Consider the following 10,796-nt stretch of genomic DNA (forward strand, 5'->3'; position numbering starts at 1 on the left):
TAAGAGACAGCCATCCGGCCCCCGCCGCGCCGCGCGTACCGTGTCCCCCATGGAGATCTGGATCAATCCGGCCTGTTCGAAGTGCCGCAGTGCGCTCACCCTGTTGGACGCGGAGGGCGCCGAGTACACCGTGCGGCGGTATCTGGAGGACGTACCGACCGAGGACGAGATCCGGGACGTGCTCGCTCGGCTCGGGCTGGAGCCGTGGGACATCACGCGGACCCAGGAGGCCGCCGCCAAGGAGCTGGACATGAAGACATGGGACCGGGACGCGGCGTCACGGGACCGGTGGGTGCGGGCGCTCGCCGAGCATCCGGGGCTCATCCAGCGGCCGATCATCACCGCCGACGACGGCAGCGCGGTGGTGGCGCGCACGGAGGAGGCGGTTCGTGACGCATTGGAGCGGTGAGCCCGGCTTTACGCCAAGTCGCGTGTGACGCAGGTTACTTGAGAGACCCGCGTAACCGTTGAGTAACTTCGTTCGAGATCTCGTACCTAACGGCGTACCCACCCGATCCGGCCGCCGAGACGGCCGGGGACAGGAGGCGCGCATGTCGCGTAGGAGAACGATCAGCACGAAGAAGAAGGTCGCGCTGCTGGTGACCGCGGTGGCCGTGGCGGGAGGCGGGGCCTTCGCGATGGCGGCCACGTCGAACGCCGCACAGACCGCCGCGGACTCGACCGTCTGCCAGGGGCTGGCCACCGCGCTCGGCAACAACCAGCGGTTCATCGAGGGGCAGCGGGCCAACCCCGACGCCCAGTCGGAGGCCCGGATCGCCAACCGCGAGGCGGTCATCGCCGAGATCGAGCTCAAGCAGGAGGCGTCCGGCTGCGTGGTCGGGGAGTCGGCTCAGGACTCCCAGGCCGGGCAGACCGGCGGAGCCGCGGGCACCGGGGGGTCGGCTCAGGACCCCCAGGGCTCCGAGGGTTCCGGGGCCGCGGAGCCGGAGGCCACCCCGCCCGCGAACGGCGACGCCGCCGCGGGCTCCGGGGAGCAGGTCTGCAACGGCTCCACCGTCACCCTCTCCGGCGAGGCCGGCGCCCCGGCCGCGTCCAGCAACCAGTTCCCGGCCGGTACGAAGCTGAAGGTCACCAACCTGGACAACAACAAGTCCACGACGGTGGAGGTCACCTCGGTCTCCGGCAGCTGCGTCCTGCTGAACGACGCCGCGTTCGAGCAGGTCAGGGAGCCCGGCAAGTTCCTGATCCGACGGGCCGTCATCGAGCGGGTGGGGTGACGCGGCCGCAGGTCAACGGCCGTTCAGGAAGTCCGTGAGGCGGCTGTTGAGCTCGGCCGGGTCCAGGTGCGGCAGCGTGTGGTGGGTGGCGTCCGGTAGGACCGTCACCCGCGAACGCGGCAGCCACTCGACGGAGCGGGCCGCCACCTCGCGCGTGTCGTGGGCCCTGCTGCGCCCGGCGAGGAGCAGCAGGGCCGGTACGTCCAGGGCGGACGAGGCCGCGCGATCCGGAGCCGGGCCGGTGACCGGCCGTACGAAGGGGAAGCCGGCGGCCGCCTCCTGGAGCCGGAGCCACTCCGGGTCCACGGGGGCACCACCTGTCTCCCACTCCAGGAAGGCCCGGGTGCCGCGGGCCGAGCGGCGCGCCATCATCCAGCCGGCCCGCAGAAGGTACCCGGCCGCGAATCCGGTGAAGCACCCGGTCGGGTCGAGCAGCGCCAGACGGCGCACCCGGTCGGGCGCGTGCAGGGTGTAGTGGAGGGCGATCCAGGCGCCGTACGAGTGACCGCACAACGCGGTCGTGCCGGCACCCAGACCGTCCAGGACCAGGTCCATCCAAGCTGTGAGGTCGGCCACCGTACGGAGGGGGTGGTCGGCCTCACTCACGCTGTGGCCCGGCCGGCCGATCAGGTCGACGGCGTACACGCGGTGGGCGCGCGAGAGCGCCTCGGCGTTCGCGAACCAGGAGGCCGACGTCGCCCCGCCGCCGCCCGGCAGGAGGACGAGCGGGGGCGCGTCGCGCGGGCCGCACGCGTGCACGTGGGTGGTGCCGTACGGGGTCGCGACGTCGAACGCCTCCCGGTCCGCGGGCCACTTGGCCATGACCTCGTCGTACGCCGCCCGGAAGCCCTGGATGTCGTATGTGCCGCGGCCGTTCATGCGCCCAGCCCCCCTGCCGTAATATCTCGTTCAGCGAGATACTTGGTGGGCGAGATGATAGCCGGAGGGCGGTATGCCGGACCACGAGCGCGAGATGGAGATCGTGCACCTGTTGCGCGCGGCGACCGTCGAACTCGGCCTGCGCAGCGCCCGGTTCGCGAGCCGTAACGGGATGCATCCGACGGACGTGCGCGCCCTGATCGCCCTCATGGACGCGTCCCGGTCCGGCTCGGAGATGACGGCGGGGCGCCTCGGCACCCTGCTCGGGCTGAACTCCGCGGGCACGACCGCCGTCGTCGACCGGCTGGAGCGGCTCGGGCACGTACGCCGCGTGCGGGACGAACGGGACCGGCGCCGGGTCCTCGTGGAGATCGACGAGCGGGCGGTGGAGCTGGGGCAGGCCTTCTTCGGCCCGCTGATCGGCCGCGCGGTCGAACTGCTGGAGGGCTACGACGAGCGGGAACTGACGGCGATCCGGGGGTTCCTCACAGGTGTACGGGACGCGGCGGCCGAAGCGAGCGGGTAGGGAGACGGACAGGGCATTCCCGCCCCGCACCGCCGAAACCCCGCGCATTCCCATCGCATACGAGCCGCGCGGGACGACCCGCGCGAGCCGCCGCGAACCGCCCTGCGGTGCCCCCCGCGTGCCCGCCGGCCACCGCCGCGAACTCCTCCGTCCGCCCCGTCGCCCGCCCCGTCACACACCCCCGGAGAGCCACCCGGCATCGCAGCGCGGCGCCTCACTGCGTGATCCCGCCCACAGAAGCACCGGGTAACACGGGGTTCACACATGAGCAATGATCGGGAAACCGCCTGTTGACAGGCTTTCGGGCATCTTCCCACGCGGCGCCCGCAGTGCCGCAGCGCCGCCGCAGCACCCGCATGACTGCGACTCAAAGACACACCCGAAGGATGTGGCCCGTGAGCTTCAAGGCTGAGTACATCTGGATCGACGGCACCGAGCCGACGGCCAAGCTGCGTTCGAAGACCAAGATCCTGGTCGACGACGCCAAGGGTGCCGAGCTGCCGATCTGGGGCTTCGACGGGTCCTCCACGAACCAGGCCGAGGGTCACGCCTCCGACTGTGTCCTCAAGCCGGTCTTCTCCTGCCCGGACCCGATCCGCGGCGGTGACGACATCCTCGTCCTGTGCGAGGTCCTGAACATCGACTTCACGCCGCACGCGTCCAACACCCGCGCCGCGCTGACCGAGGTCGCGGAGAAGTTCGCCGCGCAGGAGCCGATCTTCGGCATCGAGCAGGAGTACACCTTCTTCGACGGCACCCGCCCGCTGGGCTTCCCCGAGGGCGGCTTCCCGGCCCCCCAGGGCGGCTACTACTGCGGTGTCGGCGCCGACGAGATCTTCGGCCGCGAGATCGTCGAGGCCCACCTGGACAACTGCCTGAAGGCGGGTCTCGCGATCTCCGGCATCAACGCCGAGGTCATGCCCGGCCAGTGGGAGTTCCAGGTCGGCCCGGTCTCCCCGCTGGAGGTCTCCGACCACCTGTGGGTGGCCCGCTGGCTGCTCTACCGCACCGCCGAGGACTTCGGCGTCTCCGCCACCCTCGACCCGAAGCCGGTCAAGGGCGACTGGAACGGCGCCGGCGCCCACACCAACTTCTCCACCAAGGCGATGCGCGAGGGCTACGACGCGATCATCACCGCGTGCGAGTCGCTCGGTGAGGGCTCCAAGCCTCTCGACCACGTCAAGAACTACGGCGCCGGCATCGACGACCGTCTGACCGGTCTGCACGAGACCGCCCCGTGGGACCAGTACTCCTACGGCGTCTCCAACCGCGGTGCCTCGGTCCGTATCCCCTGGCAGGTCGAGAAGGACGGCAAGGGCTACATCGAGGACCGCCGTCCGAACGCCAACGTCGACCCGTACGTCGTGACGCGTCTGCTCGTCGACACCTGCTGCTCCGCCCTGGAGAAGGCCGGACAGGTCTGATCCACAGCCAGGTCTGATCCACCCGGGCTCCGTGAGGGGGCGCCCAACCGTTCGCGGTGGGCGCCCCCTTCGCGTTGCCCTTCGTCATCGCGAGAGCAGCCGGTGTCGTCCAACTCACGCAGCCGGAAGCGTCCAAGCAGTGAGAGCAGCCTCCCTCCCCCGGCCCCCTGTCTGCTTCAATGGGCCCATGGCCAGCTTCCAGAAGGACACCGCGACGGGTCGCCATGACCTCGAGCCGTTCTGGCCTTCCCGTCAGCACCACGACTTCGACCGGGTGTGTTGCCGCGCGACGAACGCGCCGGCCTGCTGAGACCGCACACCCGGGCCTTCCACCGGCGCGCACGACGTACGTCCCGACGAGCCCGACCACTCACTGGCGGCCGTCGCCCTCCCGACGAACCTCTCGCGCGAAAGAGCTGACCTCTCATGGCGACCACTCGTTCCGTCTCCACCGCCGCCCTCACCGCCCCGGCCTCTCCCCCGGCGAACGGCCCCGTACGGCACCGGCTGCGTGCCGTGGACCGCGACGAGGTCGTCCACGTCGCGGACTTCCTGCCGCCCGGTGCCACCTGGCTGCCCGCGCCGCCGCACACCCTGCCCACACTGCCGGGGCAGCCGCCGATGATCGGCTACCTGGTCCTCGTACCCGCCGACCAGCAGCCGCCGGTGCCGCCGTTCGCGGTGCCGGGCCCGTCCAGGACCGACGCGACCGACACGACCGACACGGCCGGGCCGGACGACGGCGACGACGACGCCCTCGTCCGGATCGACACCGCGCAGCGCACCGCCGAGGTCGACGGGCGCCCGCTCGACCTCACCTACCTGGAGTTCGAACTGCTCGCACACCTGGTGACCAACCCTCACCGGGTGCACACCCGCGACCAGCTGGTCACCACGGTGTGGGGCTACGGGCACGTGGGCGACGGCCGGACCGTCGACGTCCACATCGCCCGGCTGCGCCGCAAGCTCGGCGCCGAGCACCGGCAGACGATCCAGACGGTGCGCAGGGTCGGCTACAAGTACACGCCGCCTGTCGGGCGCTGACCGGACTGGACCGCGCCGGCCGCCCGTTGTTGTCTGCCCTGGGCAGAGAACGGTTCCGTCCCGCCACCGCACAGGGCAGTGTCACCGGCATGAGACTTCTGGTGCTGGGCGGTACGGAGTTCGTGGGGCGGGCCGTCGTGGAGTCGGCGCTCCGGCGCGGCTGGGAGGTGACCGTCTTCCACCGTGGACGGCACGCGCCCCCGCCGGGCGTGCGGTCGTTGCACGGCGACCGCACCGCCGACGACGGGCTTGCCGCGCTCGCCGACGGCGGCCCGTGGGACGCCGTCGTCGACACCTGGTCGGCGGCGCCCCGCGCCGTGCGGGAGGCGGCGCGGCTGCTGCGGGGCCGCGTCGGCCAGTACGCGTACGTGTCCAGCCGCTCGGTGTACGCCTATCCCCCGGCGGGTGGGACCGGCGAGGACGCGCCGCTGGTCGAGGGCGCCTCGGCCGACGCCGAGCAGACGGAGTACGCGCACGACAAGCGGGGCGGTGAGCTGGCCGCCGTCGAGGCGTTCGGCGTGGACGACTCGCTGCTGGTTCGGGCCGGGCTGATCCTCGGCCCGTACGAGAACGTCGGCCGGCTGCCCTGGTGGCTGACCCGGATCGCCCGCGGCGGCCCGGTCCTGGCGCCGGGCCCGCGCGACCTGCCCCTTCAGTACGTCGACGTGCGTGACCTGGCCGACTGGACGCTCGGCGCGGTGGAGAGGGGGCTCGGTGGCCCGTACAACCTGGTCAGTCCGCCCGGGCACACCACGATGGGCGGGTTTCTGGCGGCGTGCGTCGAGGCCACCGGCGGGGACGCGCGGCTGTGCTGGACCGATCCGCAGGTCGTCCTGGACGCCGGGATCGAGCCGTGGGTCGAGCTGCCGGTGTGGGTGCCGCCGGGCGGTGCCCTGTACGACGCCCTGCACCGCGCGGACGTCTCACGGGCGCTGGCGACGGGCCTCGTGTGCCGTCCCGTCGGCGAGACCGTCGCCGACACCTGGGCGTGGCTACGGGAGATCGGCGGCACGGCGCCGCAGCGGACGGACCGGACCCGCAAGGGCCTCGACCCGCAGGTGGAGGCGAGGGTGCTCGCCGCGACGGAGGGTGTAGCTGACACCACCCCCTGACCGGGGGCTCCGCCCCGTGACCGCCGCCCCCGGTTCGGCGAGACTGGCGGCATGGACACGCGGAGCAAGGAGCCCAGGAACGCCGGCGGCCGGACGCGCGCCGTCGTGACCGCCGGAGTCCGGGGGCTCGCTCTCTCGGTCGTCGCCCTCGCCGGTTCGATCACCCTGTTCGTTCTGTCCGTCGTGTCGATCGCACTCGTCCCGCTGGGCGTCGGGATCGTCACGACGTCCTGGGTGCTGACCGGTGTCCGGGCCTTCGCGAACTGGCGGCGGCTGGTGGCCGCGCAGTGGTGCGGGGTGCGGATCCCGCCCGGTTACCGGTCCCTCCCGGAAGGGGCGAACCCGTGGGCGCGGACCTTCGGCATGCTCGGCGACCCGGCGACCTGGCGGGACCTCGGCTGGCTCCTGGTGGACATGACCGCCGGGTTCGTGACCGCGCTGCTGCCCGCCGCGCTGCTGGTGTATCCGGTGGAGGGCTTCGCGCTGGCGGCCGGACTGTGGCGGGCCTTCACGGACGGCAGCCGGGTCGGCTGGTGGTACGGCTTCGTGCCGGTCTCCGGGCAGGGCAGCGCGCTGCTCGCCGGACTGCTCGGCGCGGTGCTGCTCGCCGCCGCGTACGCCCTCACCCCGCCGCTGCTGCGCGTCCACTTCCTGCTGACCCGTTCGGTGCTCTCCGCCGATCGGGGCGAACTCGCCGAACGGGTCCGTGTGTTGACCGAGACCCGGCGGGACGCGGTGGACACCTCGGCCGCCGAACTGCGGCGCATCGAGCGGGACCTGCACGACGGGGCGCAGGCCCGGCTGGTCGCGATGGGCATGGACCTGGGAACCGTCGAGGCGCTGCTCGACAAGGACCCGGCGAAGGCTCGGCGGTTGCTCGCGCAGGCCCGCCGCAACTCCGCCGAGGCCCTCGGCGAACTGCGCGACCTGGTGCGCGGCATCCATCCGCCGGTACTGGCCGAACGCGGGCTGGGCGACGCGGTACGGGCGTTGGCGCTGCGGCTGCCGGTGGCCACCGAGGTGACCGTGGAGCTGGACGGGCGGGCGGACGCGCCGGTCGAGTCGGCCGCGTACTTCGCGATCAGCGAGGTGCTGACCAACGCGGTCAAGCACTCCGGCGCCGAGCGGATCTGGGTCGACCTGCACCAAGTGGCGCAGGACGGCGGCCTGCTACGGATCACGGTCACCGACAACGGCAGGGGCGGCGCGCGGATCGGAGCGGGCTCGGGGCTGGCCGGGGTGGAGCGGCGACTGGGTACATTCGACGGCGTCCTGGCCGTCAGCAGTCCCGTGGGCGGCCCCACCATGGTCACCATGGAGATCCCTTGCGCGTAGTCCTGGCCGAGGACCTGTTCCTGCTCCGTGACGGGCTGGTCCGGCTCCTGGAGGCGTACGACTTCGAGATCGCCGCCGCGGTCGAGAGCGGGCCCGAACTCACCCGCGCCCTGGCCGAGTTGAGGCCGGACATCGCCGTCGTCGACGTCCGGCTGCCGCCCTCGCACACCGACGAGGGGCTCCAGTGCGCGCTCCAGGCCCGCCGGGAGCGGCCCGGGCTGCCCGTGCTGGTGCTGTCGCAGCATGTGGAGCAGCTGTACGCGCGGGAGCTGCTCGCCGACGGCACGGGCGGGATCGGGTATCTGCTGAAGGACCGGGTGTTCGACGCCGACCAGTTCATCGACGCGGTACGGCGGGTCGCCGCGGGCGGGACGGCTATGGACCCTCAGGTGATCCAGCAGTTGCTCACCCGGCGGGCGGCGGACGACCGGCCGCTGGGCCGGCTCACGCCGCGTGAGCTGGAGGTGCTGGAGCTGATGGCGCAGGGCCGCTCGAACGCGGCGATCGCCGAGCGACTTGTGGTGACGGAACGGGCTATCGCCAAACACACCTCCAATATTTTCACCAAATTGGGACTTGAGGTGTCGGACGACGACAATCGTCGTGTGCTCGCGGTGCTCGCGTATTTGGATCATGGCCGCTGAATGTGGTGCCGAATGTGATGCTGAATGTGATTCAGCGATTACTGAACCTCGTTCAAAAGTCGACAGGCTACCCCCCTCAACTGCCATTGAAACCTGGGCCTCTGTACCCATTGCGCCCGAATTGGAAGCGCGGACTTCTGATTTTTTCCAAGGTTTCTGAACACCCCACGAGCCCCTTGCGTATGAGATGGAGCCGCTTCACTCCTGTCGGGCGCCTCGATGCCCCGCAAGGAAGTCAGAGGAGTTCCATGGGACGCAACACAAGAAAACGTCGTTCGCCGCTGGCCGTGCGCGCCGTAGCCGCATCCGCGGCTCTGGCGGTCGCCGGAGGTGGACTGGTCTGGGCGAACTTCTACGCCTCGGCGGGCGAGTCGTCGGACCGGAACAACATCAAGGCCGCCGCCGCGCAGGTCGCGACGATCGACTGCCCGGATGTCGGCCAGCAGCTCACCGATGTGCCGGACGGCGCCCGGCAGGGCGTTGACCAGGAGCTGGCGAAGCTCGACCAGCAGGTCACCGAGGCCTACAAGCGCCTCGCCGACACGCGCCAGGCCCAGGCCGGGGATGCCGGCTACGTCAACAACGCCATCCTCAGCCCGCTGAAGTCCAAGCGGGTGGCCACCATCGACCGGATCGGCATCAACATCAAGCGCGCGGGCGGTAAGCCCCCGCGGGGTGCCGACCAGCTCGCCGAGTGCAAGGGCATGGAGGTCGACCAGCCCGCCGCCGGTGGAGGCCAGAACCAGGGTGGTGGCCAGAACCAGGGTGGTGGCCAGGACCAGGGCCAGAACCAGGGCGGTCAGGACCAGGGCCAGAACCAGGGCGACGGTCAGAACCAGGGCGGCCAGGACCAGGGCCAGGGTCAGGACCAGGGTCAGGACCAGGGGCAGGGCCAGGGCGGAAACGGTCCGACCGCGGACGACTTCCAGGACATCACCCAGGTCCAGCCGAACGGCGGCCCGCAGGGCGTCGGCGGAAACGGTCTCCCCGCGAACGGTGACGGTGGTTCGACCGGCACCTTCACCACGAGCTGTGGCACCAACCCGAACAACCTCCACAACTCGGACAACGTGATCGTCGCTCCGGGTGTCAGCAACGGTGCGCAGCACCAGCACGACTACGTCGGCAACCAGAGCAACAACGCCTTCGCGAGCGACCAGGACCTGGCGGCCGCTGAGACCAGCTGCCAGAACCAGGGCGACAAGTCGTCGTACTTCTGGCCGGTGCTGCGTGTGCAGAACGGTCAGGACGACTTCGACGCGAACGCCGCCGGTGGTGGCCAGGACGGCAACGTCGGCCAGATCCTGGAGGCCAGCGCGGCCGAGCTGAAGTTCGTCGGCAACAAGGCGAGCGATGTCGTCGCGATGCCGACGGCCCTGCGCATCATCACCGGTGACGCCAAGGCCTTCGTGAACGGCCTCGCCAACGCCAACACGAACTGGAGCTGCACCGGCTTCGAGGACCGGCAGCTGACGGACAAGTACCCGATCTGCCCCGACGGCAGCTCCGTGGTGCGGACGTCCAACTTCCAGAGCTGCTGGGACGGCCAGAACATCGACAGCGCCAACCACCGCACGCACGTGGCCTTCGTCCAGCAGGACGGCAGCTGCGGCAACGGTTTCCAGGCCATCCCCCAGCTCCAGGTCCGCCTGGTCTACGACGTTCAGGCCCCGCAGATCCAGAACGGGCAGATCCAGAACGCCTTCGCGGTGGACTCCTTCCCGGACCAGCTGCACAAGGCGATCACCGACCACAACGACTTCATCAACTTCTTCGACGAGAACACGATGAACCAGGTGGTCGACTGCATCAACAGCGGCCAGGACTGCCAGTAGGGCATCCGGTAGCACACAGGTGAGCCGGCGGTGGGAATTCCCACCGCCGGCTTTCGCTTGTCCTCGAACCTCCAGCGCGTCAGCCGCAGTGCGCTCAGCCGCTACGCCGCCGGCCGTTGCACGGTCAGTGACCGCCATTCATGTGGTCGGACCCCTCCTCCATGGTCCCCCCGAGCCGGCCGCGCAGCGCCGTGACCGTCTTCTGCTCGCCGACGGCGACCCACTTGCGGCCGACGAGGTAGTAACCGCCGTAGTCCTTGGCCCCGTTGAGCCACTCGCGCTGGCCGCGGTCGGTGGCGAAGGTCGCGAGGACGAACTTGCCGTTGAACTTGCCGTCGGTGTTCTTGCAGATGGCCTGGCGGATCGTGTCCGCGTCCGTCTGCATGTCCGGCTTGCAGCCCACCTCGTTCGCGATGTTCTCCAGACTCCCGGTCGCGGTCTCGGGGAGCTTCTTCTCCCCGCCGCCGTCCGAGCCGCCGCCGTCCGAGCCGCAGCCGGTCAGCATCATCAGGGCCGCGACCACCGCGACCGCGCTCCCCGCAAACTTCTGCCTCGTCACACTCATCCGTCCGTACCTCCGGGTCCTTGTCCGGCCCACGCCGCTGAGAGCCCCGGCGGGGGCCCTGCCTTCACTACGGCTCCCGCACGCCCGGCGCTCAATCGGCCACTGCCCCGGCGTTTACGGCAAGGTGACCATCCAACGATTCGCTCGTTCTGCTGAACGTGCAGTCACAGGATGTCGCCCCACGCCCCCCAGCC

Annotated in this window: 12 protein-coding genes; 10 read left to right on the forward strand and 2 right to left on the reverse strand. The window is 70.9% G+C overall.

Annotation, left to right across the window (positions count from 1 at the left end):
• Nucleotides 1-49 precede the first annotated feature (49 nt).
• A complete protein-coding gene (locus FPZ41_RS40860) occupies nt 50-409 on the forward strand; it encodes an arsenate reductase family protein (protein WP_152869210.1) in 360 nt (119 codons plus the stop codon).
• 142 nt (nt 410-551) lie between these two features.
• A complete protein-coding gene (locus tag FPZ41_RS40865) occupies nt 552-1,238 on the forward strand; it encodes an RlpA-like double-psi beta-barrel domain-containing protein (RefSeq protein WP_152869212.1) in 687 nt (228 codons plus the stop codon).
• A 12-nt stretch (nt 1,239-1,250) separates the two neighbouring features.
• Here FPZ41_RS40865 and FPZ41_RS40870 read toward each other — a convergent pair whose 3' ends face one another.
• Complete coding sequence (locus FPZ41_RS40870) at nt 1,251-2,117, reverse strand: alpha/beta fold hydrolase (RefSeq protein WP_152869214.1); 867 nt, start codon at nt 2,115-2,117, stop codon at nt 1,251-1,253.
• Between the two features lie 73 nt (nt 2,118-2,190).
• Here FPZ41_RS40870 and FPZ41_RS40875 point away from each other — a divergent pair, with 73 nt between their 5' ends.
• From FPZ41_RS40875 to FPZ41_RS40905, 8 genes are all read left to right on the forward strand, one after another.
• Nucleotides 2,191-2,643 (forward strand): MarR family transcriptional regulator, encoded by a 453-nt coding sequence (locus FPZ41_RS40875; protein ID WP_152869216.1) that lies wholly within the window; start codon nt 2,191-2,193, stop codon nt 2,641-2,643.
• Nucleotides 2,644-3,038: 395 nt separating this feature from the next.
• On the forward strand, nt 3,039-4,067 hold the full coding sequence (gene glnII, locus FPZ41_RS40880) for a glutamine synthetase (protein WP_322621364.1): 1,029 nt from the start codon (nt 3,039-3,041) through the stop codon (nt 4,065-4,067).
• A gap of 187 nt (nt 4,068-4,254) precedes the next feature.
• Nucleotides 4,255-4,377 carry a hypothetical protein gene (locus tag FPZ41_RS49705; RefSeq protein WP_258573691.1) on the forward strand — a complete coding sequence of 41 codons (123 nt, stop codon included), beginning with the start codon at nt 4,255-4,257 and terminating at the stop codon, nt 4,375-4,377.
• 116 nt (nt 4,378-4,493) lie between these two features.
• Complete coding sequence (locus FPZ41_RS40885; protein WP_152869220.1) at nt 4,494-5,111, forward strand: winged helix-turn-helix domain-containing protein; 618 nt, start codon at nt 4,494-4,496, stop codon at nt 5,109-5,111.
• Between the two features lie 89 nt (nt 5,112-5,200).
• Complete coding sequence (locus FPZ41_RS40890; protein WP_152869222.1) at nt 5,201-6,223, forward strand: NAD-dependent epimerase/dehydratase family protein; 1,023 nt, start codon at nt 5,201-5,203, stop codon at nt 6,221-6,223.
• Between the two features lie 51 nt (nt 6,224-6,274).
• Nucleotides 6,275-7,558, forward strand: coding sequence for a sensor histidine kinase (locus FPZ41_RS40895; RefSeq protein WP_152869225.1), 1,284 nt, complete (start codon nt 6,275-6,277; stop codon nt 7,556-7,558).
• Nucleotides 7,549-8,202, forward strand: coding sequence for a LuxR C-terminal-related transcriptional regulator (locus FPZ41_RS40900; RefSeq protein WP_152869227.1), 654 nt, complete (start codon nt 7,549-7,551; stop codon nt 8,200-8,202). The genes FPZ41_RS40895 and FPZ41_RS40900 overlap by 10 nt, the downstream gene beginning before the upstream one ends.
• A 248-nt stretch (nt 8,203-8,450) precedes the next feature.
• The gene (locus FPZ41_RS40905; protein ID WP_152869229.1) at nt 8,451-10,037 is read left to right on the forward strand and encodes a DUF1996 domain-containing protein; all 1,587 of its coding nucleotides are present in this window, start codon (nt 8,451-8,453) and stop codon (nt 10,035-10,037) included.
• A gap of 124 nt (nt 10,038-10,161) precedes the next feature.
• Here FPZ41_RS40905 and FPZ41_RS40910 read toward each other — a convergent pair whose 3' ends face one another.
• Entirely contained in the window at nt 10,162-10,602 is a 441-nt protein-coding gene (locus tag FPZ41_RS40910) for a hypothetical protein (RefSeq protein ID WP_152869231.1), read from the reverse strand.
• Nucleotides 10,603-10,796 lie beyond the last annotated feature (194 nt).

Source organism: Streptomyces acidicola, from assembly GCF_009377235.1.
Taxonomy (GTDB): Bacteria; Actinomycetota; Actinomycetes; order Streptomycetales; family Streptomycetaceae; genus Streptomyces; species Streptomyces acidicola.

What these genes read in the sequence shown, in the direction of transcription:
- FPZ41_RS40910 (WP_152869231.1), bottom strand. Translation starts at nt 10,602, where the DNA reads ATGAGTGTGACGAGGCAGAAGTTTGCGGGGAGCGCGGTCGCGGTGGTC.
- FPZ41_RS40870 (WP_152869214.1), bottom strand. Translation starts at nt 2,117, where the DNA reads ATGAACGGCCGCGGCACATACGACATCCAGGGCTTCCGGGCGGCGTAC.
- FPZ41_RS40890 (WP_152869222.1), top strand. Translation starts at nt 5,201, where the DNA reads ATGAGACTTCTGGTGCTGGGCGGTACGGAGTTCGTGGGGCGGGCCGTC.
- FPZ41_RS40860 (WP_152869210.1), top strand. Translation starts at nt 50, where the DNA reads ATGGAGATCTGGATCAATCCGGCCTGTTCGAAGTGCCGCAGTGCGCTC.
- FPZ41_RS40905 (WP_152869229.1), top strand. Translation starts at nt 8,451, where the DNA reads ATGGGACGCAACACAAGAAAACGTCGTTCGCCGCTGGCCGTGCGCGCC.
- FPZ41_RS40875 (WP_152869216.1), top strand. Translation starts at nt 2,191, where the DNA reads ATGCCGGACCACGAGCGCGAGATGGAGATCGTGCACCTGTTGCGCGCG.
- FPZ41_RS40885 (WP_152869220.1), top strand. Translation starts at nt 4,494, where the DNA reads ATGGCGACCACTCGTTCCGTCTCCACCGCCGCCCTCACCGCCCCGGCC.
- FPZ41_RS49705 (WP_258573691.1), top strand. Translation starts at nt 4,255, where the DNA reads ATGGCCAGCTTCCAGAAGGACACCGCGACGGGTCGCCATGACCTCGAG.
- FPZ41_RS40865 (WP_152869212.1), top strand. Translation starts at nt 552, where the DNA reads ATGTCGCGTAGGAGAACGATCAGCACGAAGAAGAAGGTCGCGCTGCTG.
- FPZ41_RS40895 (WP_152869225.1), top strand. Translation starts at nt 6,275, where the DNA reads ATGGACACGCGGAGCAAGGAGCCCAGGAACGCCGGCGGCCGGACGCGC.